The following is a 22,272-nucleotide window of genomic DNA, read 5'->3' on the forward strand; positions in this document are numbered from 1 at the left end:
GCATACTGGCGGGCATGACGTCGGCCCGTACCCGCATGCCGCCGAGATTCGACGCGCGCGACCCGGCCGTGGTCGCCGACCCCTACCCCACCTACGCCGCGCTGCGCGCGGCCGGGCCGTTGTGCCGGATGGGGCCGGGAAGCTGGGGCGTCACGCGCTACGCCGACGTCGCCCGGCTGGTCCGCGACCCGCGCCTGGGCAGCGAGTTCCCGGCCGACTACCACCGCATGTCGGCCGGCGACGGCCCCGCCGGGTCGTTCTTCGGCAGCATCATCCTCTACCGCGACCCGCCCGAGCACGGCCGGCTGCGCCGGCTCATGGCCCGGGCGTTCACCCCCGCCCTGGTACGCCGGCTGCGCCCCACCATCGAGGCCATGGTCACCGAGCTGCTCGACCCGGCGGAACGCGCCGGCCGGTTCGACGCGGTCTCGGATCTCGCCTTTCCGCTGCCGGTGATGGTGGTGTGCGCGCTGATGGGCATCCCACCGGCCGACCACGAGAAGATCCGGCCGCACGCGCTCGACCTCAGCAAGGCCTTCGCCGCGATCGTGCCCGACGCCGACCGCCCCGCCGCCGATCGGGCGGTCGAGTGGCTGCGCGGCTACCTCGGCGAGATCCTCGACCGGCGCCGGGCCGAACCCGGCGACGACCTGCTGTCCCGGATGCTCGCGGCCACCGACGACGACGGCGCGGTGCTCGCCGCCGACGAGATCGTGGACAACGCGGTGTTCGCGTTCTTCGCCGGCTTCGAGACCACCACCAACCTGCTCGCCACCGGCGTCGCCGCGCTGCTGGAGCACCCCGACCAGCAGGCCCTGCTGCGCGCCGACCCGACGCTGGTGCCCCGGGCGGTGGAGGAGTTCCTCCGCTACGACGGCCCGATCCAGGGCGTCGCCCGGCTGGCCCGCGAGGACGTCACCGTCGGCGACCGCACCATCCGCGCCGGGCGGGTGCTCATCCTGCTCCTGGGCAGCGCCAACCGCGACCCGGAGCAGTTCACCGACCCGGACCGCCTCGACGTCACCCGCGAGGAGAACCCGCACCTGTCCTTCGGCGGCGGCATCCACCACTGCCTCGGCGGCTACCTGGCCCGCGTCGAGGCGCAGGTGACGTTCGAGACGCTGCTGCGCCGCTTCCCCACGCTCACCGCCGCCGGCCCGGCGCGCCGGCAGACCGACGGGACGCTGCGCTCGTACGCCAGCGTGCCGGTGGCGGTCGGCCGGTGACCCGCGCCGGCCGGGTCCTGCCGGCGCGGATGGACCCGCTCTCCCCCGAGGTCGTCGCCGACCCCTACCCCACGTACGCGCGGATGCGCGCCGCCGGCCCGCTGTGCCGCTTCGGGCCGGCGAGCTGGGGCGTCACCCGCCACCGCGACGTGGTCGCCCTGCTGCGCGACCGCCGGCTGAGCAACACCTTCCCCGAGGAGGACCCGCAGTTCCGGATGGCGCCGGACCTGTCCCGCGACGTGTTCCGGCGGATCATCCCGACCCGTGACCCGGACGACCACAGCCGGCTGCACCAGCAGATGGTGCGCGCGTTCAGCCCCGGCGTCGCCCGGCGCAGCGCGGAGCGCATCGGCGCGATGGTGGACGAACTGCTCGCGCCCGCGTGCGACACCGGCCGCCTGGACGCGGTGGCCGACCTGGCGTTCCCGGTCGCCGCGAGCGTGGTCTGCGAGCTGATCGGGCTGCCCGTGGCGCGCACCCGGGCGGAGGTGTGGCCGCGCGCGTCGGCGCTCGGTCGGGCGTTCACGCCGTTCCTGCCGGCCGCCGACCGGCCGGCCGCCGACGCCGCGCTGAGCTGGCTGCGCGGCTACGTGCGCGACGTGCTCGCCGAACGGCGCGCCGACCCCGACGGCGACCTGCTCGACCGGATGCTCGCCGTGGCCGACCCGGCCGAGGGCGTCGAGGAGGTCGTCGACAACGTTGTCTTCCTCTGCTTCACCGGCTACGAGACCACCATGAACATGGTCTGCACCGGCGCCGTGGCGCTGGCGCGGCAACCCGAGCAGTGGCGGCGGCTGCGCGCCGACCCGTCGCTGGCCGGCACCGCCGCCGAGGAGTTCGTCCGGTTCGACGCGCCGATCCAGTACACCGCGCGGCTGGCGCTGGAGCCGGTGCCGGTCGGCGATCGGGTGATCCGTCCCGGTCGCTCGGTGTTCCTGCTGCTGGGCTGCGCCAACCACGACGAGGAGGTGTTCGCCGACCCGGGCCGCGTCGACGTCGGTCGGCGGCCCAACCCGCACGTCGGGTTCGGCGGCGGCGTCCGGGGTTGTCTCGGCGCGGCGCTGGCCCGCATCGAAGGAGCGGTGATCTTCGACCGGCTCGCCCGGCGGCTCGCCGGGGTGGAGCTGGCCGCGACGCCGGAACGGGAGCCCAGCGCGCTGTTCCGGTCCTACGCGTCGATCCCGCTCGCCGTCACCCCGGCCTGAGCCGGCATCGCGAGGAGTCGCCGCATGTCCCTGATCGGCCGCCCGGTCCGGCGTACCGAGGACCGTGTCCTGCTCACCACCGGCGGGACGTACGCCGACGACGTCATCGTGCCCGGCGCCCTGGAGCTGGTCTTCGTCCGGTCCACTGTGGCGCACGGCCGGCTGCGCGGCGTCGACGTGGCTGCCGCGCGCCGGGCGCCGGGCGTGGTCGCGGTGTTCACCGCCGCGGACGTCGACCTGCCGCCGCTGCCGCCCGAGGCCGGCGTGCTCAACCAGAAGATGACCACGCCGGTGCTGGCCGACGGCGTGGTCCGGTTCGTCGGCGAGCCGGTCGCCGCGGTGGTGGCCACCGGCCGGGCCGAGGCGGTCGACGCCGCCGCGCTGGTCGAGGTCGACATCGACCCGTTGCCGCCGCTGGTCGACCCGGACGAGGCGCTCACCGACGCGCTGGTGCTGCACCCCGACGCCGGCACGAACATGGTGCTCAAGCTCGGTTTCCGCCGCCCGGCCGGGCGGGCCGAGCTGCACGAGGGCGCCGAGGTGGTGATCCGGCAGCGGATGACCAACCAGCGGGTCGCGCCGTGCCCCCTGGAGGCGCGGGCCGGGCAGGCCGTGTGGGGGCCGGACGGGCTGCGCTACCGGGCCGGCAGCCAGGCCGTGCACCTGTGGCGGGCGCAGTTGGCCGCCGCGCTGGGCGAGCCGGAGGACCGCGTGCGGGTGGTCAACGGCGACGTCGGCGGCGCGTTCGGCTCGAAGGCGTTCGCCAGCCGCGAGGACGTGCTGCTGGCCTGGGCGGCCCGGCGGCTGGACCGGCCGGTGCGCTGGGCGGAGACCCGCAGCGAGAGCATGGTCGCCGCCGGGCACGGGCGGGCGCAGCGGCAGAGCGCCGAGCTGGGCGGCACCCGCGACGGGCGGATCGTGTCGTACGCGCTGGACGTGGTGCAGGACGCCGGCGCGTACCCGCGCATCGGGTCGATCCTGCCGTTCTGGACCCGGACCATGCTGACCGGCCCGTACCGGATCAGCCGCGCCCGGTTCTCCTCGGCCAGCGTCACCACGACCACCACGCCGGTGGTGTCCTACCGGGGCGCCGGGCAGCCCGAGGCGGTGGCCGCGCTGGAGCGGATGATCGACCTGTACGCCGCCGAGATCGGCCTGGACCCGGCCGAGGTGCGGCGACGCAACCTGCTGCCGCCGGAGAGCTTCCCGGTCACCACCGTCACCCGCGCCCGCTACGACAACGGCGACTACCCGGCCGCGCTGGAACGGGTGCTCGCCGAGGCCGACTACCCGGCGCTGCGGGCCGAGCAGTCGGCCCGCCGCGCTCGCGGCGACGTGTGCCAGCTCGGCGTCGGACTGTCCACGTTCGTGGAGCTGACCGGCGCGGACACCCGCAGCGAGTACGCCTCGGCGCGGGTCGGCCCGGACGGCCGGGTGGAGGTCCGCTCCGGCACCTGCCCGCACGGGCAGGGCCACGGCACCGCCTGGGCGATGCTCGCCGCCGACGTGCTGGGCGTGCCGGTGGAGCGGGTCGACGTGGTGTTCTCCGACACCGGCACGATTCCGGCCGGCGGCGGCACCGGTGGTTCCCGGTCGTTGCAGACCGGCGGGATGGCGGTCCGCGAGGCGGCGCTGGCGCTCGTCGACCGGGGTCGGGAGGCGGCGGCCGGACGGTGGGGCGTACCGGCCGAGGCGGTCGAGTTCACCGGCGGCCGGTTCCGTGCCGCGTCCGGCGACGAGGTCGGCTGGACCGACCTGGCCGACGGCGACGGCCTGTACGCCGAGGCGACGTTCCAGCCGTCGGCCGCCACCTGCCCGTACGGGGCGCACCTGGCGGTGGTCGAGGTGGACGTGGAGACCGGCCGGGTGACCCTGCTGCGGGTGGTGGCCGTGGACGACGCAGGTGTGCTGCTCAATCCGCTGCTGGCCGAGGGGCAGGTGCACGGCGGGCTGGCGCAGGGCGCCGGGCAGGCGCTGGTGGAGGAGGTCCGCTTCGCCGCCGACGGCACGCCGCTGCACGGCGACCTGCACCGCTACGCGATGGTCGGCGCGGCGGAGCTGCCCTCGTTCGACACGGTGGCGATGCAGACGCCGACGCCGGTGAACGCGTTGGGCGCCAAGGGCCTCGGCGAGTCCGGCGCGGTGGGGCTGCCCCCGGCGGTGCAGAACGCGGTGCTCGACGCGGTCCGCCACCTGGGCGTGCGGCACGTCGACATGCCGCTGACCGCGGAGCGGGTCTGGTCGGCGATCCGGTCCGCGACCGCCTGACCGGCGGGCGTGCCCGGGTCACCGCGGCCCGGGCACGCCCGCCGACGCTCAGTCGTCGACGACGGAGAGGGCCTGCTTCGGGCAGCGGCGGGCGGCCTCGCGCACCCGCCGGCCCAGCGATCCCTCCAGCGGCTGCTCGGTGACGTGCAGCAGGTCGTCCTCACCGACGTCGAACACCTCCGGCGCCTGCCCCACGCACACGGCGTTGCTCTCGCAGCGGGAGTAGTCCACGACCAGTCGCATCGCTCAGGCCTCCGTCTTCGGCACGATCTCGAGGATGGGGAACATCATGGTGGGCAGGCTGCGGGCCAGCTTCAGGTCGGCGACGTCCAGCAGCCGTTCGATGTGCTCGCGGGAGCGGGCGCCGCCGCCGACCATGGCCAGCAGCAGCAGGTCGTAGAGGCGGCCGACGTCGAACCGGTCGCCGGGCTCGACCACCGGCTCCAGCACCAGCAGCCGGCTGTCCGGGCGCATGGCCGCGCGGACCGCGCGCAGCAGCCGGACCGCGCCGTCGTCGTCCCAGCCGTAGAGGATGCGCTTGAGCATGTAGGCGTCCGCGCCGGCCGGCACCGTCTCGAAGAAGCTGCCGCCGGTGACCGTGCACCGCTGCGCCACGCCGAGCTTCTGCAGCACCGGCTCGGCCTCGGCGACCACGTGCGGCAGGTCGAACAGGGTGCCCCGCAGGTTCGGGAACCGGGCCATGATGCCGCCGAGGAAGGCGCCGTTGCCGCCGCCTACGTCGACCATCGTGCCCAGGTCCCCCCACGGGTACGCGGGCAGCGCGGCGCGCAGCTCCAACCGGGTGGCCGCCTGCTGGGAGGCGTCGAAGCGGGCGCTGTCGCGCGGGTGCGCGGCCATGTAGGACCAGTAGCCCTCGGGGTGCACCTGGTCGAAGGCGGCCTTGCCGGTGCGGATGCTGTGGTCGAAGTGCGCCCACGCCTCGATGTCCGGGGCGAGCAGCGGGTAGGCGTCGCGCAGCGACAGCGGGTGGTCGGTGCGCAGTGGTTCGGCGAGCGGGGTGAGCGCGAAGACCTCGGGCTCGACCTCGGTGAAGATGCCCTTGCCGGCCAGCGCGCGCAGGGCCCGCAGGAGCGAGGGCGCGTGCGCGCCGGTGGCGTCGGCCAGCTCGGCCACCGGGCGGGGGCCGTCGGTGAGCTGGTCGGCGATGCCGAGGTCGGCGACGGCGCGCACGGTGAACGGCACGATGTAGTCGGCCAGTTCGGTCAGTCGGAACACCGACTCGATGTCGATCCGGGGTCGGCTCGGGGCCATCGGAAACCTCCTAGGGGGTGGTCGGCCGCGCCCCGGCGGGACCGGCGGCGATCACGGTGAGCGTGGGGGTGCCGACGACGCGGTCGAGCCGCAGGCCGGCGTCGGAGAGCAGGTCGAGAAGTTCCGCGTGGGTGCGGTGCCGGCCGGCGGTGAGGACCAGGGTGTGCACGTCGACCAGCTTCGCCACGTCGAACGCGTCGCCGGCCGGGACGATCGCCTCCAGCAGCAGCAGCCGGCTCTCCGGCCGCATCGCCTCGGCGACGCGACGCAGGATGGCGGTGGCCTGGGCGTCGTCCCAGCCGGGCAGGATCGTCTTGAGCACGTAGAGGTCTGCGCCGGCCGGGAGCGGGTCGAAGAAGCTGCCGGGCACCACCCGGCAGCGGTCGGTCACCGCCGCGCGGTCGAGCAGCGCCGGCGCGGCGGCGACCACGTGCGGCAGGTCGAGCAGGACGCCGCGCAGGTGCCGGTAGCGGGTCAGCAGGCCGGCGAGGAACGCCCCGTCGCCGCCGCCCACGTCGACCACCTCGCGCGCCTGCGCCCACGGCCAGGCCGGCAGCACGGTGCGCAGGTGCAGCTTGGTCAGGCTGGACATCCACCGGTCGACGGCCAGGCTGTCGGCGGGGTGCCGCTCCAGGTAGGACCAGTAGTCGGCGCCGTGCACGCGCGGGAACGCGGCCTCGCCGGTGCGCAGGCAGCGGTCCAGCCCGGCCCAGGCGCGCACGTCGGCGGCGAGCAGCGGGTACGCGTCGCGCAGCGACAGCGGATGGTCGGCGCGCAGCGGTTCGGCGAGCGGGGTGAGCGCGAACACCTCCGGCTCGACCTCGGTGAAGATGCCCTTGCCGGCCAGCGCGCGCAGGGCCCGCAGCAGCGCGGGCGCGTGCGCGCCGGTGGCGTCGGCCAGCTCGGCCACCGGGCGGGGGCCGTCGGCGAGCTGGTCGGCGACGCCGAGGTCGGCGACGACGCGCACGGTGAACGGCACGATGTAGTCGGCCAGTTCGGTGAGCCGGGTGAGGGCCTCGAGATCGGCGCGGGGCCGGGCCAGCACCATCAACCGCCTCCCCTATCGCGTGTCTTGTATCTCGTGTATGTGCACACTAGCTTGTGTGGGGATCGCTGTCACCGTCGTCCCGGGAGGCTTCGATGCTTGACGGTTGCGTGGGCTGGCCGGAGCACCTCGCGGCGCGCTACCGCGCCGAGGGCTACTGGCGCGGTGAGGTGCTCGGCGACCTGGGCCGGGAGCTGGCCCGCACCGATCCACAGCGGACCGCGCTGGTCGCCGGCGAGCAGCGGATCGGCTACGGCGAGCTGGACCGCCGCGCCGACCGGCTGGCCGCCGGGCTGCGCGGGCGCGGCATCGGCCGGTACGACCGGGTGGTCGTGCAGTTGCCGAACTCGGTGGAGTTCGTGGTGGTCTGCCTGGCGCTGTTCCGCCTCGGCGCGCTGCCGGTGCTGGCGCTGCCCGCGCACCGGCGCGCCGAGATCGGCCACCTGTGCGCGCACACCGAGGCGGTGGCCTACCTGACCGTCGACCAGAGCCAGGGCTTCGACCTGCGCAAGCTGGCCGCCGACGTACGCGCCGAGACGCCGTCGCTGCGGGAGGTGTTCGTCGTCGGCGACCCCGGTGAGTTCACCGCCCTCGCGCAGGTGGACGCCGACCCGGTGCCGCTGCCCCGACCGGACCCGTCCGACGTGGCGTTCTTCCTGCTCTCCGGCGGGTCGACGGGCGTGCCGAAGCTGATCCCGCGCACCCACGACGACTACGCGTACCAGTTGCGGGCGACCGCGGCGGCGATGGGCTTCGGCGCCGACGGCGTCTACCTGGCGGCGCTGCCGGCCGCGCACAACGCGGCGCTCGGCTGCCCGGGGGTGCTCGGCGCGTTGCGGGCCGGCGGCACCGCGGTGCTCGCCGGCAGCCCCAGCCCCGACGAGGCGTTCCGGCTGGTCGCCCGGGAGAAGGTCACGCTGACCACGCTGATGCCGGCGTTCCTGCCGCTCTGGACCGACCTCGCGCCGCTGCTGCGCGCCGACCTGTCCGGCCTGGTGGTCGAGGTGGGCGGCGCCAACCTGAGCCCCGAGGTGGCCGCCCGGGCGGTGGACGAGCTGGGCATCCGGCTGACGCACTTCTTCGGCATGGCGGAGGGTCCGATCGCCTGCACCCGGCCCGACGACCCGCCGGAGCGCGCCGCGCACACCCAGGGCCGGCCGCTGTCGGCCGCCGACGAGTTCCGGGTGGTGGACGACACCGGCGCGCCGGTGCCCGACGGCGACGTGGGCGAGCTGGTCGTCGGCGGGCCGACCACGCTGCGCGGCTACTACCGCGCCGCCGACTACAACGCGCACGCGTTCACCCCGGACGGCCTGCTGCGCACCGGTGACCTGGTGCGGTGGACCCCGACCGGCGAGCTGGTCGTGGTCGGCCGGATCAAGGAGGTGGTGAACCGCGGCGGCGAGAAGGTACCGGCCGGCGAGGTGGAGGAGCACCTGCTCGCCCACCCGGGCGTGCGCGAGGTGGCGGTGCTGCCGGTGCCCGACCGGGTGCTCGGCGAGAAGACCTGCGCCGTGGTGGTGCCGCACGGGAGCGCACCCACGCTGGGCGAGCTGCGGGAGTTCCTCACCGGGCGGGGACTGGCCGGCTACAAGCTGCCGGACCGGCTCCAGGTGCGCGCGGAGCTGCCGTACACCGGGGTGGGCAAGGTGGACAAGCGGGCGCTCGGCGCGGAGTTGACGGCCTGAGCCGTGGGGCCGCCGGTGCGTCCGGCGGCCCCACGGCGGTCAGCCGGTGAGCTGGTAGAGCCGGTGGAAGCGGTCGTCCACCGGCACGATCTGCACGTCGGCGAACCCGGCGTCGGTGGCGAAGCGCCGCACCTGGGCCGGGCGCAGCGCGGTCCCGGTCGCCGACGAGTCCGGCCCGGCCAGGCCCGCCGGCAGGCAGTGCAGCACGCTGGTGGCGTACTGGAACCGTTCCACCTCGTCGCCGGGCGCGACGAACCGGTGGGCCACCTTGGCGTCGAGCACCAGCACCGCGCCCTCCGGCCCGCGCAGCCGGCGGCAGGCCCGCAGCACCGGCACCGGCCGGCTCATCTCGTGCAGCGCGTCGAAGACGCAGACCAGGTCGAAGCCGCCGGCCGCTTCCGCCTCCGCCGCGTCGCGACGGTGGAACCGCACCCGGTCCGCCACCCCGGCCGCCGCGGCGTGCTCCGCCGCCGCGGCCAGCGTCGGCGCGTCCAGGTCGAAGCCGTCGACCTCGGCCAGCGGGTACGCGCGGGCCAGCGCGATGCCCGCCCAGCCGGCCCCGCAACCGACGTCGGCGATCCGGCTCGGCCCGGCGGCGAGCCGGTCGTGGACCGCCGGCAGGTGGGTGGCGAGCCAGCCGGGCAGCGCGTGCGTGAACAGCGCCCGGTTGGCCCCGGAGTGCCCGTGACGCCAGTCGTCGCCGAACAGCTCGTCCGGCACCCCGGCCCCGGTGCGGTACGCCTCCAGCAGCGCCGGCAGCGCGCCAGCCACCCCGCCCAGCGGCAGCATGGTCAGCGACACCAGCGACAGCGGGCTGTCCGAGGCGAGCAGCACCTCGGCGTGCCCCTCCGGCAGCCGGTAGACCCGCCGCTCGGGCGGCGCGGTCACGTCGTCGACGTCGAGGAAGCCGGCCACCGCCTGCTGTTCCAGCCACTCCCGCGCGTACCGGGGGGCGATCCCGGCCCGCGCGCCCAGTTCGGCGGCGTCGGCCGGACCCCGGCTCAGCGCCTCGTACAGGCCCAGCTTGGTGCCCAGGTAGCCGGCGAGCAGCTCCTGGGTGTGCAGCATGGCCAGGAACAGCCGCAGCGACAGCGCGCGGGCGCGGCGCTGCGCCGCGTCGTCGGCCGGCGCACCGGGCGCCGCCGGCCCGGGGGCGGGCCCGGTGCGGGTGGTCAACTGGCCAGCTCGCCGCGCTCGCGCAGGATGCCGCTGACGTGCTCGACCACCGCGTCGATCGTGACGATCTTGCGGGCCGTCGTCTCGTCGATCGGCGGCAGCTCGAACTCGTCCTCCAGGGTGAACGCCAGCTCCAGCAGCGCCAGCGAGTGGAAGCCAAGGTCCTCGACCAGCCGCGAGTCACCGGCCCCCTCGATCTGCTCCGGGTTGGGTGCCAGCTCGGTGACGATCGCCGTCACCGACTCGCGCACGTCCTCCACGGTCCGTACCTCGGTCGGGGTCGACCTGGTCGCCTCGGTCATTGCCGCCTCCTGTCCGGACATCCCTCAGGACGCCGTCGTGTGTTCGGTGGTCTGCTGCCGGTGCCCGGCGGTCGGGGTGACCACGGTGCCGGGCAACCGGTCGTCGACGAACGCCTGCCACATCTGGCGTCGCCGGGGCTTGCCGCTGGAGGTGCGGGCGATGGTGCCGCGCGGTGCGTCCACGATGACCACCTGCGCGCCCTCGGCCCGCCGGCGCAGCTCCTGCGACGCCTGCGCCAGCCACTCGGGGCGCGCCTGCTCGAAGACCGCGACCACGGTCGCCGCGCCGGCCCGGTGACCCAGCAGGGCGGCCATCCGCTGCGCCGGCACCCCGGGGCGGCAGACCGCCCATTCGAGGTCCTCGGCGAAGACCGCCCGGCCGCGCACCTTCATGCTGTCGCCGAGGCGCCCGAGCACGTGCAGTTGGCCCTCGTGCAGGAAGCCGGCGTCGGCGGTGCGCAGCACGCCGTCGTCCAACGCGGTCTGCGACGCCGAGTCGCCGTCGGTGACGTAGCCCCGGGCGACCGACGGACCCCGCACCTCGATCTCGCCGACCACCCCGTCGGGCACCGGCGCGCCGTCGGCGTCCAGGATCCGCACCTGGACCCCGGTCAGCGGACGGCCGCAGCCCACCACCGGCTGCGTCGGCCCGTCGTCGGCCGGCTCGTCGGGTCCGGCCACCACCCGCGCGCCCGGGCGCAGCCGGTCCGGCCGCAGGTCGACGGCGGCGTACCGCTCCTCCAGCGGGAGCCCGGTCACCGCCAGGGTGGCCTCGGCCAGCCCGTACGCGGGCAGCAGCGCCCGCGGGTCGAAGCCGTGCGGTTCGAGCAGGTCGCAGAAGCGGCGCAGCGCGTCGACGTCGATGCGTTCGGCGCCGACGATCACCGCCCGCCAGGCGGAGAAGTCCATCCCGTCCAGCGCGGCCGGGCGCACCCGCCGGGCGACGTACTCCAGCCCGAAGTTCGGCATCGAGGTCAGCCGCGCCCCGTGCCGGCCGAAGCAGCGCAGGTAACGGGCCGGGTCGCGGACGAACTCCTCGGACGGCATCAGCCACAGGTCGCTGGTGTTCACCACCGGCGTCACCAGGCAGCCGATCAGGCCCATGTCGTGGTGCACCGGCAGCCACGAGGCGGTGGGGTCGTCGGGGGTCATGGCCAGCCACCGCCGGATCGACGCGACGTTGGCGGCCAGCGCGGCGTGCGGCACGCGCACGCCCCGGGCCCGGCCGCTGGAGCCGGAGGTGAACTGGAGCAGGGCCAGCGGGCCGGGCTCGGCGACCGTGCCCCGGGCGCCGCCGCCGGCGGAGACCAGCTCCTCGGCGCTGAGCACCCGGGTCACGCCGGCGGCCGCGGCCAGCGGCCCGATCGTCGCGGTGAGCCGCGGCGCGCAGACCAGCACCCGGGGCGCGGCGGCGCGCAGCAGCCCGAGCACGTGCTCGCGGTAGACGTCGCGGTCTCCGAAGGTCAGCGGCGGGGCGATCGGCGAGGGCGCCGCACCGGCGGCCATCGCGGCGAACAGCGTGGCCACGAAGTCCGGCCCGGCCGGCTCCACGACGGACACCACGTCGCCGGGGCCGACCCCGGAGGCGGTCAGGCCGGCGAGGACCGCCCGGGTGCGGTCGGCGAGTGCGGCGTAGGAGTGGAAGTCCCACTCGTCGCCGGCGGCGGCGAAGTGCACCCCCCGGTCCGCGCGGGGTCGCTCCAGCCAGCTCAGCAACGGCGAACCCGGCGTGGCGTCTGCGCTCATCGGCCCGTCACCTCCTCCCTCAGTACATGTATCTGAGATTGATAGCAGATACAAGGCTAAACAAGATACGAGTGAGCGGATAGAGTGCGTTCGTGACCAGTACGCTGCCCCGGGTCGACAGCCTGCTCCCCGACCTGGCGGAACGGGCGCCGGAGATCGACCGCACCGGCCGGATCCCGGACGACGTCATCGCCGGCCTCGCCGCGGCCGGCTGCCTGCGCATGCTGGTGCCCGCCGCGCACGGCGGCGCCGACCTGCCGCTGGTCGAGGCGCTGCGGGTGGTCGAGCAGCTCTCCGTCGCCGACTCGTCCACCGGCTGGCTGGTCGGTCAGGTCGGGCTGGCGCACCTGCTGTTCGCCTGCTTCCCCGAGGCCGCCCGGCAGGAGATCTACGCCGCCGGCCCGGACGTGCTCGGCGCCGGCGCGGTCGCGCCCAAGGGCCGGGCCGCCCCGGACGGCGCGGGCGGCTGGCAGGTCAACGGCCGGTGGCCCTTCGTCACCGGCGCCCCGCAGGCGAGCTGGATCTACCTGAACTGCATCGTGCTCGACGGACGTACGCCCCGCACGCTGCCCAACGGCGCGCCGCTGACCCGGATGGTGCTCTTCCCCGCCGCCGAGCTGGACCTGGTCGACACCTGGCAGGTGCTCGGCCTGCGCGGCACCGCCAGCCTCGACGTCCGGGCCGCCGCCCGGACCTGCCCGGAGCACCGCGGCTTCAGCCTGGTCGGCGGCGGCGACGAGGTGCACCGCACGGTGTTCCGGATCGCCCAGGCCGGGCTGCTCATCGCCGCGGTCGACCTCGGCATCGCCCAGGGCGCGGTGCGCGACGCCGCCGACCAGGCCGCCGCCGGCCGCCGCCGCACGTTCAGCACCCGCTCACTGGCCGACTCCCCGGTCTTCCACGACCGGCTCGGCGAGGCCCACGTGGCGCTGCGCGCCGCCCGCGCGCTGCTGCACGCCGAGGCCGAGAACGCCTGGGAGACCGCCCGCCGCGGCGAGGTGCTCAGCCCGCTGGAGCGGGCCTGCCTGCGGGCCACCGCGGCGCAGGTCACCGCCGTCGCGCACCAGGCCGTGCAGGCGGCGTACGCGCTGGCCGGGGCGTCCACGGTGTTCGACGGCTCGCCGCTGCAGCGACGGCTGCGCGACATCAACACCGCCACCCAGCACTTCGTCAACGGCCGGGACAGCTACGGCACGGTCGGCGCGCTGCTGGCCGGCGCGCCGGTCGACACCACCATGTTCTGAGCGCCCTCAGGCCGAGGCGGGCTCCAGCGCGGGCACCCGGGGCGGCACCGGGGCGCCGGCACCGAAGTAGCGCTCCCGCAGCGTCCGCTCCGCCGGGTCGTACGCGGTGCGGAACAGCCCGCGCCGTTGCAGCTCCGGCACCAGCAGGTCGCAGATGTCGGCGATCCCCTGGGTGGTCGGGCAGGGAATCAGGTTGAAGCCGTCCACGTCGGCGACCTCCATCCACTGCTCCATCCGGTCGGCGACCTGCTCGACGGTGCCGAAGAGGGTGACCGGCGCGTTGGTGCGCGGCCGGCGCGCGGTCGCCACCAGGTAGCGCACGTCGCCGACGGTCCAGGCGCGCTCGGGTCCGAGCCGGCGCAGGAAACCCAGGAAGCTGTGGCTGCCCTGCCCGGCGATCTCGCCCACCGGCGTCTCGTCCGGGTACGCGCCGAGGTCGACGTCCATCCAGCCGCACCACTTGGCCAGTTGGCCCTCGCCGCTCCACAGCGCCACGTACTCCTCGGCGCGGCGGCGGGCCTCCTCGCGGGTCGGCGCCACCATCACCATGCTGCCCTGCAACGCCTTGACCGAGCGCGGGTCGCGCCCGTGCGCGGCCACCAGCGAGCGCAGCTTCGCCACCTGCGGCGCGCCGTCGGTCGGCTCGGCCATGGTCAGGAACACCACCTCGGCGTGCCGGGCCGCGAACGTCAGCCCCCGCCCGGACGCACCGGCCTGGTAGAGCACCGGCGTGCGCTGCGGCGACGGCTCGCACTGGTGCGGACCGCGCACGTCGAACCACGGTCCCCGGTGGTCGATCTGGCGCACCCGGTCCGGGTCGGTGAACACGTTCGCCTCGGCGTCACGCACCACCGCGCCGTCGTCCCAGCTCTCCTCCCACAGTCGGCGGGCGACCTCGACGTACTCGTCGGCGCGGTCGTAGCGCTCGTCGTGGTCCAGGTGCGCGCCCAGCCCGTTCGCCGAGGCCGAGCGGAGGTACGAGGTGACGATGTTCCAGGCGACCCGGCCGCCGGTGAGGTGGTCCAGCGAGCTGAACACCCGGGCGCACTCGTACGGGGCGTGGTACGTGGTCGAGTAGGTGACCGCGAGGCCGAGGTGGGAGGTGGTGGCCGCGACGGCCGGCAGCACCAGCAGCGGGTCGATCGAGGGGATCTGCACCGCGTGCCGCACGGCCGCCCGCCAACTGCCCTGGTAGACGTCGTAGACGCCGTGCACGTCGGCGAAGAAGAGCGCGTCCAGGCAGGCGGCCTCCAGCTTGCGGCCGAGGTCCACCCAGTAGCCGAGGTCGCGGTAGCCGGTGGCGCTGCGGTCGGCGGGATGCCGCCAGAAGCCCTTGAACTGCGGGGACGGCGAGCACTGGGTGAACAGGTTCAGATGCACGTATCAAGCATCTCGCATCGTATCTGGTATGGCAACGGTGGAGCGGATACCGTGTCGTCATGCCCGTGACGCCCCGCATCGACCTCGCCTCGGTCACCCGGCTCACCGAGCTGGCCGACTACATCGTCCCGTTCACCATCCGGGTCATCTGCGACCTCGCCGTCGCCGACCAGCTCACCGACGGCCCGCTGCCGGTGGGCGAGCTGGCCGCGCGCGTCGGCGCGGACCCCGGCGCGCTGACCCGCGGCCTGCGCGCCCTGGCCGGGCGCGGCATCTTCACCGAGACCGAGCCCGAGGTCTTCGGGCTCACCCCGCTGGCCGAGCCGCTGCGCAGCGACCACCCGTTCTCGGTACGCGAGTGCTTCCCGCTCATGCCGCCGGACATCTACTCGTGGGCGCGGCTGACCCACAGCATCCGCACCGGCGAGACCGCGTTCGGCCACGTCCACGACGGCGCGCGCTACTACGACCACTTCGCCGACCACCCGTACGAGTGCGTCCGGTTCGAGCGCTCGGCGGAGAGCGTCAACCCGTTCGTGCTGCGTACCGTGCTGCCGGTGCTCGACCTCGGCGACGCCGCGACCCTGGTGGACGTGGGCAGCGGGCACGGCACCTTCACCGCCGGCCTGCTCGCCCGGCACCGGGGACTGCGCGCGATCCTGGTCGACCTGCCGCACGTGGTGGCCGAGGCGCCGGCGGTGCTGGCCCGCGCCGGCGTCGCCGACCGGTGCGAGACCCGCGGCGGCAGCTTCTTCGACCCGCTGCCCGAGGGCGCCGACGTCTACCTGCTCAAGACGATCATCCACGACTGGCCCGACGCGCAGGCCGCGGCGATCCTGCGCGCGGTGCGCGCCGCCGTGCGCCCGGACAGCCGGGTGGTGATCGTCGAGTCGGTCAGCAGGTACGGCAACCACGACGACACCGGCAAGGTGATGGACGTCAAGGCCCTCGCGCTGTTCGGCGGGCACACCCGCACCGAGGACGAGTTCCGCGCGCTGCTCGCCGACGCCGGGTTCCGCCTCGCCCGCATCACGCCGACCTCGTCGATGTCCGTCCTGGAGGCGGTGCCGGCGGATTCGCCCACCGACGACGCCCCGGCCGCCGCCGCGTCGGCCGGCCGGGCGAGCTGAGGAGGATCCGATGCCCCGCCTGGACGGCCGCAACCACATCAACCTCACCGTGGTGGACCTCGACCGCAGCACCGAGTTCTACCGGACGGTCTTCGAGATGGTGGTGGTCAACGACGTCACCCCGCCCGAGTCCGGGTTCCGGTTCCGCACCCTGGTGCACCCCGGCTCGTTCGCCTCGGTGGTGCTCGGCCGGGCCGAACCGCCCGGCGACCCGAGCGTGCCGGACCGCTTCGACGAGCGCCGCCCCGGCCTGCACCACCTCGCCTACCACGTGCCGGAGCGGGCCGACCTGGACGACTGGGTCACCCACCTGGACGCCCTCGGCGTGACCCACTCCGGCGTCACCACCTCGAAGCACGAGGCGGGTTCGCAGATCTGGCTGCGCGACCCGGACCACATCTGGCTGGAGTTCTACTGGGTCAACCGCGACTTCTTCGTGGACCGGCTGCGGCAGGTGTGGCGAGAGCGGCGGCGCGGCGCGGCCTGAGGGCGGGCCGGGTTTCCCGGCCCGCCCCACCCGCTCAGGCCGGCAGGTCGTCCTCGCCGCGGGTCACCACCGTGTCGCCGAGCACCAGCAGGTCGATCTCCTTGGCCCGGGTGAACGTGTCCACCGCGTCCGTGGCCGAGTCCACGATCGGGTCCCCGGCCAGGTTGAACGACGTGTTGACCACCGCCGGCACGCCGGTGAGCTGCCGGAACTGCTCGATCAGCGCCCAGTAGCCGGGGTTCGTGTCGCGGTGCACCGTCTGCGGGCGTGCCGAACCGTCGACGTGCGTCACCGCCGGGATCCGCCGCCGGGCGTCCGGACGCACCGACGCGGCGGCCAGCATGAACCGGGACGGGTCGTCGAGCCGGCCCTCGATCAGCTCGTGCGCGTGCTCGGCGAGCATGCTCGGCGCCACCGGCCGCCACATCTCCCGCCCCTTGAGCACGTTGAGCCGCTCCAGGCTGCGCCGGTCGCGCGGGTCGGCGAGCAGGCTGCGGGCGCCCAACGCGCGCTGCCCGATCTCCCCGCGACCCCGGGCCCAGCCGACGATGCGTCCCCGGGCGATCTCCCCGGCCACGAACCGGGCCAGCGCGTCGTCGCCGAGACGGCGGTGCGCCAGGCCGGCCCGGGCGGCGGCCGACTCCCCCGCCTCCGTGGTCACCGGCCGACCCCAGTACGCGTGGTCGATGCGGGTCGGCGTGAACGGTCCGCACTCGCGCGCGGAGACCAGCGCGGCGCCCAGCGACACCCCGGCGTCGGTGGGCACCGGCGGCACGTAGACCCGGTCGAACAGCCCGCTGCGCACCAGCACCCCGATCATGGTGCAGTTCATCGCCACGCCCCCGGCCAGCGCCAGCACCGGCGTGTCCACCCGCCGGCGCAGCTCGGTGGCCAGCGACAGCACCGCCTCCTCCAGCCCCTGCTGGACGGTGGCGGCGAAGTCCGCGTACGCGATCGGCTCCTCGGCCTCGCGCGGCGCGTACGGGAAGAACGCCCCGAAGCCCGGCCGTAGCGACTCGGCCACCGCCGGGTAGTAGGCCATCAGCGGGCCGAGCGACGCGATCCGGCGGGCCGGCACCTGCGCGGCGGGCGCCCGGACCAGCTCGTATCCGCCCGGCACGGCCCGCACCGGCGCGCCCGACGCCGCCCGCCCGTACGCGGCGAGGCCCATCAGCTTGCCGGTGCCCCAGTAGCCCAGTCCGGCCCACTCGGCGGCGGCGTTGTAGTAGAAGCCCAGCGACTCCTCGACCGGCCACTCCCGCAGGATCTCCACCTCGCCGTCGGCGAAGCGGCCGATCGACGTCGACTGGGTCTCGCCGGCGCCGTCGACCACCAGCACCGCGGCCTCGTCGGTGTCGCAACTGAACGCGGCGCTGGCGGCGTGCGCGACGTGGTGCGGCACCCAGCGCACCGCCGGCATGACCAGGTCCTCCTGGTCGGGGAAGAGCATCGCGCGCAGCCCGTCGGTGGTGAACCGGCGGTTGCGGCCCAGCGGGATCTGCCGGAAGTCCCAGCCGATCGCCAGGGTGTCCACGTCCGCCGGCCCGATGCCGGCCATCGCCAGGCAGGCGGCGACCGCCTCCGCGGGCGGCTGCCCCACCGCGTGCTTGCGCCGGCTGACCCGCTCCTGCTCGACCAGCGCGCACAGCGCGCCGTCGCGCAGCAGCGCCGCGCTGGAGTCGTGGAAGCCGATGTTCACCCCGAGTACGTAGCGTGCCGACATCGTCGGTCTCCCTTCCGGTTTCTGGCGTTCACCCGGCGTGGCGGGCCGCGTCGACGGCGAGCACGGCACGGACGATGTTGTGGTAGCCGGTGCAGCGGCACAGGTTGCCCTTCAGCCCGTGCCGCACCTGCGCCTCGGTGAGCGGGCCCGGGTGTTCGGCCAGCAGGCTCACCGCGGCGAGCACCATGCCGGGGGTGCAGAAGCCGCACTGCAACGCGTGGTGCTCCCGGAACGACTCCTGCACCGGGTGCAGCCGGTCGCCGTCGGCGAGCCCCTCCACGGTGCCGATCTCGGCGCCGTCGGCCTGCGCGGCGAGCAGCGTGCACGACTTGACCGAGCGGCCGTCGAGCAGCACGGTGCAGGCGCCGCAGGACGAGGTGTCGCAGCCGACGGTGGCGGCGGTCAGCGCCAGCTCCTCGCGGATCAGGTGGACCAGCAGCGTGCGGGCCGGCACCTCGCGGCGCTGCGGGCGGCCGTTGACGGTGACCGTGACGGTGACGGTCGCGGCGCCGGGTCGGGTGTCGATGGTCATGGTCGCTCCCGGTTGCGGTCGGCCAGCGCCCGGGCCACCAGGACCCGGCTCAGGTGCCGGCGGTAGTCGGCGGACCCCCGTACGTCGTCGGGGGGCGCGCAGCCCTGGTCCGCGTACGCCGCCGCGTCGGCCGGTCCGGCGCCCTCGGCGAGCGCCGCCTCCACGGCCGTGGCGCGCCGGATCGTGTCGTCCATGCCGGCCAGCGCGACCCGGCCGTCGGCCACCGCGACGGCGACCAGCGACCACTCCAGCGCCGGCCGGGCGAACGTGCGGTAGCTCCACCGGCGCGGGCCGGGTAGCGGCACCCGCACCTCGGTGAGCAGCTCGTCGGGCCGGCACACGGTGACGCCCGGCGCGACGGCCAGCTCGGCGACGGGCACCAGCCGGGCACCGTCCACGCTGGTCAGGACCGCGGTGGCGGCCAGCGCCACCAGGGCGGTCGGCACGTCCGCGGCCGGGTCGGCCTGGGCCAGCGCGCCGCCGACCGTGCCGGCGTGGCGCACCTGCGGGTCGCCGACCGACGCGGCGGCCGCCGCCAGGATCGGGGCGTGCCGCTCGACCAGCGGGTCGGTGAGCAGCAGGTGGTAGCGGGTCAGCGCGCCGATCGCGAGGTGGTCGCCGCGCGCCGCCACGTACGACAGCTCGGTGAGGCGGCCCAGGTCCAGCAGCGTGTCGACGGCGTCGCGGCGCAGCTTCAGCGCCGGCAGCAGGGACTGCCCGCCGGCCAGCGGCCGCAGCAGGTCACCGTGCTCGCGCCGCAGCCGCAGCGCCTCGGTCAGGTCGCCGGCGCGGTGGTAGCGCAGGTGGGCCGGGATCACGGGCCGGCCGCCGACCAGGTGGGCACCGGGCTGCGGTGCGTGGCGCGCAGGATCGTCTCGACGAGCCGGTGCCGGTGGGCGAGCAGATAGAAGTGCCCGCCTCCGAAGGTGTGCAGGGTGAACCGGCCCCGGGTCCGGGCCGCCCAGGCGTTCGCCTCGTCCACGGTCACCTCGGGGTCGTCCGCGCCGATGCAGGCCAGCACCGGCGCGCGCAACGGCACCGGTGGCTCCGGCCGCCAGGTCTCGGCGATCCGGTAGTCGGCGCGCAGCACCGGCAGGGCCACCGCCTTCACCCCGTCGTGTTCCAGCGTCTCCCGGCCGGTCCCGCCGAGGCGGCCGGTCTCGGCCCAGAGCGTGTCGTCGTCGGCCAGGTGCACGCGGGTGTCGCGCAGCCGGTCCGGGGCCGGGCGGCCGGAGACCACCAGCGCCCGCAGCCCACCGCCCGGCCCGTCCAGGCGGCGGGCCGTCTCGTACGCCACCGACGCGCCGAGGCTGTGCCCGAAAAGGACCACCGGGACGTCGCCGGGCAGCGCGCGCAGCGCGGACGCGACACCGGCGGCCAGGCTCGGCAGGTCGGCGGCGAACGGCTCCCCGGTGCGGTCCATCCGGCCCGGGTACTGCACGGCGTGCAGCTCGACGTCGTCGGGCAGGTGCGCCGCCCAGGGCCGGTAGAACGCCGCGTTGCCGCCGGCGTGCGGGAAGCAGACCAGGCGCAGCGCCGGCCAGCGCAGCGGCCGGGGGCAGCGCAGCCAGGTCCGGGCGGCGGTCACCGGCGCGCCCCGATCGGCTCCGGCTCGACCGCATGGGCGGCGGCGTCGGCCAGCTCGGCCACGTCGGCGGGCAGCAGCATCCGCGGCGGCGTGGAGTGCAGCAGCTCGGGCGGTCCGAGCCGGGCGGTGACGTCCTGCCACAGCCGGCACAGGGTCAGGTGGTACTGGCCGTGGCGGACCGGCTTCTCGCCGGCCTGCGCCGCGCGGTGCAGCTCGCCCAGCGCGTGTCCCACGCCGGCCGGCCAGACCCGCTCGAACACCTCGCGGTAGCTGGGCGCGGTCGGCTCGTCCAGCGGCTGCGCGCTCGGCACGTCCAGGTGGTCCGGCTCGTCGTCGCCGGAGCCGGCGAAGTGCGGGCGGCCCACCCCCCGGTCCTGCACCTGCTGCGGGAAGTCCGGCCGGGGGCTCCAGACGGTCGGCCCGTGCGTGCCGAGCAGGGTCAGGTTGCCGGCCTCGGTGCCGATGGTGACCCGGTGCAGCAGGTGCGCGTAGTTGTCCGGGTCCGCCGGGTCCATCTGGTTCTGCACCCGCAGGGTCAGCGGCACCCCGGCGAGCACCCCGTCGACGCTGCGGAACGGCACGTCCACCGGGGACAGCCGGCGCACCTGCTCGGGCAGCTCCGCCGGGGCGGCCAGCCCCCACGGGCGGACCCCGCCGAGCGCCTGGCCGAGGATGTCCAGCAGCGCGTACGCGACCTGGAAGCCGCACGCCGCGTCGACGTAGCGGGCCGGCCGGCGGGCCAGCAGGGCGCGTGCCGCCGCGACGAACCGACGCACCGGCGCGGTGTGCACGTAGAACGAGTTGAGGTGGTAGACCACCCCGGCCCGCCCGGCGGTGCGCAGGCACTCGACCAGCTCGTCGTGGTGCAGCGGATGCTCCTGCAGCACGTGCATGCCGCGTTCCATCAGCGCGCGGGCCACCTCCCCGCCGGGCCCGCCGAGCAGGCCGCCGCGGATCACCACACAGGCCAGCGTCACGTCCTCGGGCACCTGCGACACGTCGGTGAACAGCGGCACCCCGTAGTGCCGGGCGCAGGCCACCGAGCGGGCACTGCCGCCGGCCAGGATCCCGGCCAGCTCGAACGGGAAGTCGGGCTGCCGGAACGCCTGCAGGTAGACCTGGCCGAACTTGGTACCGGCGACGAGCACCCTCGGTCTCACGCCACCCCCTCCTCGATCGGTTCGTGCCGGGACAGCGGGCCGTCCTCGACGTGCAGCGCGGTCACCGCCGGGCTGACCCGCAGCCGGTCCACCGCCCACACCGGGTCGACCACCTCGGCGAGGTGGTGCACGCCGGGCGGCAGGTCACCGGCGGCGGCGGCCACCGCGCCGAGCGCCACCGCGGCGCCGGTGAGCGCGTTCGCGCCGACGCCCCGGCAGACCAGCACCCGGCTGCCGCCCGGGCCGGCCAGCTCCACGAGCAGCACCTGGTAGCGGGGCCGCCCGAAGGCGTCCAGCTCGGCCGCCCGGCACAGCGCGTCCGCCGCCTCGGCCAGCTCCGCCGGACCGCCGGTGGCACGCCGCGCGCCGTCGGCCAGTGCGGCCGGCACCCGCCCGCCGGCGAACGCCGACCACCAGTCCACGTCGGCCAGGCCCAACCGGGCGGCCAGCCGCTCGGTCTCGGTGCTCAGGTACGGCTGCAGCAGCACCGGTTCGTCGAAGAACGGCACCACCGCGCCGGCCCGCGCGGCCAGCGCCCGCGCGCGCCGGGCCCCGTCGCGCCAGGCGGCCAGCGGCTCGCCGTACCCGCCGTCGCCGACGGCGAGGAAGTCCCGCGCCGCGCCCGGGGTGAACCCGTCGCGCCCGCCCACCCAGCCGGACATCCGGCGGGCGTCCGGCAGGTGCGCGGCCAGGTAGGCGGGGAGCAGCCCGGACAGGCCCGGCATCATCCCGGCGGAGATCACCGCGACCCGGTCGGCGGAGCCGGGCAGCGCGGAGACGGCCCGGTGCAGCCCGTCGTCGCCGGCGGCGTCCACGTAGGCGGCGCCGACGCGGGCCGCCGCGCGGGCCACCGTGTCGCCGACCGTGACGGCCGGGCCGGCGCAGTTGACCACCGTGTGGCAGCCCGCGCAGAACGCGTCCAGGCCGTCGGGGTCGGTCAGGTCCACCGGGTACGCCTGGACCCGCGCGTCGCCGCCCGGCAGCCGCCCCGGGTCGCGGCCGCCCGCGCGGACGGTGTCCACGGTCCACGCCAGCAGGTGCGCCAACGCGTGCCGGCCCACCCCGCCGGCCGCGCCCACCAGCGCGATCGTGCCGGGCAC

General features: G+C 75.8%; 20 protein-coding genes. 7 read left to right on the forward strand and 13 right to left on the reverse strand.

Annotated features, from left to right (window positions below; translation table 11 throughout):
* Positions 1–14 precede the first annotated feature (14 nt).
* The 3 genes from H1D33_RS09585 to H1D33_RS09595 are packed head-to-tail and all read left to right on the forward strand — an operon-like array spanning position 15 to position 4,699.
* Positions 15–1,226: a cytochrome P450 gene (locus tag H1D33_RS09585; protein WP_181568407.1), complete on the forward strand. Its 1,212-nt coding sequence runs from the start codon at positions 15–17 to the stop codon at positions 1,224–1,226.
* Positions 1,223–2,431, forward strand: coding sequence for a cytochrome P450 (locus H1D33_RS09590; RefSeq protein ID WP_246411492.1), 1,209 nt, complete (start codon positions 1,223–1,225; stop codon positions 2,429–2,431). Before H1D33_RS09585 ends, H1D33_RS09590 begins: the two co-directional genes overlap by 4 nt.
* 24 nt (positions 2,432–2,455) lie before the next feature.
* Positions 2,456–4,699, forward strand: a complete 2,244-nt coding sequence (locus tag H1D33_RS09595; protein ID WP_181568406.1) for a xanthine dehydrogenase family protein molybdopterin-binding subunit — start codon at positions 2,456–2,458, stop codon at positions 4,697–4,699.
* Between the two features lie 48 nt (positions 4,700–4,747).
* Here H1D33_RS09595 and H1D33_RS09600 read toward each other — a convergent pair whose 3' ends face one another.
* Genes H1D33_RS09600 through H1D33_RS09610 form a run of 3 tightly spaced genes read right to left on the reverse strand, consistent with a single transcriptional unit; the run spans position 4,748 to position 7,019 of the window.
* Complete coding sequence (locus tag H1D33_RS09600) at positions 4,748–4,942, reverse strand: ferredoxin (RefSeq protein ID WP_181568405.1); 195 nt, start codon at positions 4,940–4,942, stop codon at positions 4,748–4,750.
* A 3-nt stretch (positions 4,943–4,945) separates the two neighbouring features.
* Positions 4,946–5,971, reverse strand: a complete 1,026-nt coding sequence (locus H1D33_RS09605; RefSeq protein WP_181568404.1) for a methyltransferase — start codon at positions 5,969–5,971, stop codon at positions 4,946–4,948.
* Between the two features lie 10 nt (positions 5,972–5,981).
* Positions 5,982–7,019 (reverse strand): methyltransferase, encoded by a 1,038-nt coding sequence (locus H1D33_RS09610; protein WP_181568403.1) that lies wholly within the window; start codon positions 7,017–7,019, stop codon positions 5,982–5,984.
* A gap of 92 nt (positions 7,020–7,111) precedes the next feature.
* On the opposite strand from H1D33_RS09610, the gene H1D33_RS09615 reads away from it, so the two are divergent.
* Complete coding sequence (locus tag H1D33_RS09615; RefSeq protein ID WP_181568402.1) at positions 7,112–8,704, forward strand: (2,3-dihydroxybenzoyl)adenylate synthase; 1,593 nt, start codon at positions 7,112–7,114, stop codon at positions 8,702–8,704.
* Between the two features lie 39 nt (positions 8,705–8,743).
* On the opposite strand, the gene H1D33_RS09620 is transcribed toward H1D33_RS09615, so the two are convergent.
* Genes H1D33_RS09620 through H1D33_RS09630 form a run of 3 tightly spaced genes read right to left on the reverse strand, consistent with a single transcriptional unit; the run spans position 8,744 to position 11,928 of the window.
* A complete protein-coding gene (locus H1D33_RS09620; protein WP_246411490.1) occupies positions 8,744–9,880 on the reverse strand; it encodes a class I SAM-dependent methyltransferase in 1,137 nt (378 codons plus the stop codon).
* Positions 9,877–10,182 carry an acyl carrier protein gene (locus tag H1D33_RS09625; protein ID WP_181568401.1) on the reverse strand — a complete coding sequence of 102 codons (306 nt, stop codon included), beginning with the start codon at positions 10,180–10,182 and terminating at the stop codon, positions 9,877–9,879. The genes H1D33_RS09620 and H1D33_RS09625 overlap by 4 nt, the downstream gene beginning before the upstream one ends.
* Before the next feature lie 24 nt (positions 10,183–10,206).
* Complete coding sequence (locus H1D33_RS09630) at positions 10,207–11,928, reverse strand: AMP-binding protein (RefSeq protein WP_181568400.1); 1,722 nt, start codon at positions 11,926–11,928, stop codon at positions 10,207–10,209.
* 92 nt (positions 11,929–12,020) lie between these two features.
* Here H1D33_RS09630 and H1D33_RS09635 point away from each other — a divergent pair, with 92 nt between their 5' ends.
* Positions 12,021–13,172, forward strand: a complete 1,152-nt coding sequence (locus H1D33_RS09635) for an acyl-CoA dehydrogenase family protein (protein WP_181568399.1) — start codon at positions 12,021–12,023, stop codon at positions 13,170–13,172.
* 6 nt (positions 13,173–13,178) lie between these two features.
* Here the strand turns inward: H1D33_RS09635 and H1D33_RS09640 are convergent, their stop codons facing one another.
* The gene (locus tag H1D33_RS09640; protein ID WP_181568398.1) at positions 13,179–14,552 is read right to left on the reverse strand and encodes an LLM class flavin-dependent oxidoreductase; all 1,374 of its coding nucleotides are present in this window, start codon (positions 14,550–14,552) and stop codon (positions 13,179–13,181) included.
* A gap of 59 nt (positions 14,553–14,611) precedes the next feature.
* Between H1D33_RS09640 and H1D33_RS09645 the strand changes: the two genes are divergently transcribed.
* Positions 14,612–15,682 carry a methyltransferase gene (locus H1D33_RS09645; protein ID WP_181568397.1) on the forward strand — a complete coding sequence of 357 codons (1,071 nt, stop codon included), beginning with the start codon at positions 14,612–14,614 and terminating at the stop codon, positions 15,680–15,682.
* Between the two features lie 10 nt (positions 15,683–15,692).
* On the forward strand, positions 15,693–16,169 hold the full coding sequence (locus H1D33_RS09650) for a VOC family protein (protein WP_181568396.1): 477 nt from the start codon (positions 15,693–15,695) through the stop codon (positions 16,167–16,169).
* A 34-nt stretch (positions 16,170–16,203) separates the two neighbouring features.
* On the opposite strand, the gene H1D33_RS09655 is transcribed toward H1D33_RS09650, so the two are convergent.
* The 6 genes from H1D33_RS09655 to H1D33_RS09680 are packed head-to-tail and all read right to left on the reverse strand — an operon-like array spanning position 16,204 to position 22,272.
* Entirely contained in the window at positions 16,204–17,892 is a 1,689-nt protein-coding gene (locus H1D33_RS09655) for a carbamoyltransferase family protein (RefSeq protein WP_181568395.1), read from the reverse strand.
* Positions 17,893–17,920: 28 nt separating this feature from the next.
* Positions 17,921–18,424, reverse strand: coding sequence for a (2Fe-2S)-binding protein (locus H1D33_RS09660; protein WP_181568394.1), 504 nt, complete (start codon positions 18,422–18,424; stop codon positions 17,921–17,923).
* A complete protein-coding gene (locus H1D33_RS09665) occupies positions 18,421–19,242 on the reverse strand; it encodes an FAD binding domain-containing protein (protein WP_181568393.1) in 822 nt (273 codons plus the stop codon). The genes H1D33_RS09660 and H1D33_RS09665 overlap by 4 nt, the downstream gene beginning before the upstream one ends.
* Positions 19,239–20,012 (reverse strand): thioesterase II family protein, encoded by a 774-nt coding sequence (locus tag H1D33_RS09670; RefSeq protein ID WP_181568392.1) that lies wholly within the window; start codon positions 20,010–20,012, stop codon positions 19,239–19,241. Before H1D33_RS09670 ends, H1D33_RS09665 begins: the two co-directional genes overlap by 4 nt.
* Positions 20,009–21,172, reverse strand: coding sequence for a Gfo/Idh/MocA family oxidoreductase (locus H1D33_RS09675; RefSeq protein ID WP_181568391.1), 1,164 nt, complete (start codon positions 21,170–21,172; stop codon positions 20,009–20,011). Before H1D33_RS09675 ends, H1D33_RS09670 begins: the two co-directional genes overlap by 4 nt.
* A complete protein-coding gene (locus tag H1D33_RS09680) occupies positions 21,169–22,272 on the reverse strand; it encodes an NAD(P)H-binding protein (protein WP_181568390.1) in 1,104 nt (367 codons plus the stop codon). Before H1D33_RS09680 ends, H1D33_RS09675 begins: the two co-directional genes overlap by 4 nt.

The organism is Micromonospora ferruginea (assembly GCF_013694245.2).
In the GTDB taxonomy this organism is placed as follows: domain Bacteria; phylum Actinomycetota; class Actinomycetes; order Mycobacteriales; family Micromonosporaceae; genus Micromonospora; species Micromonospora robiginosa.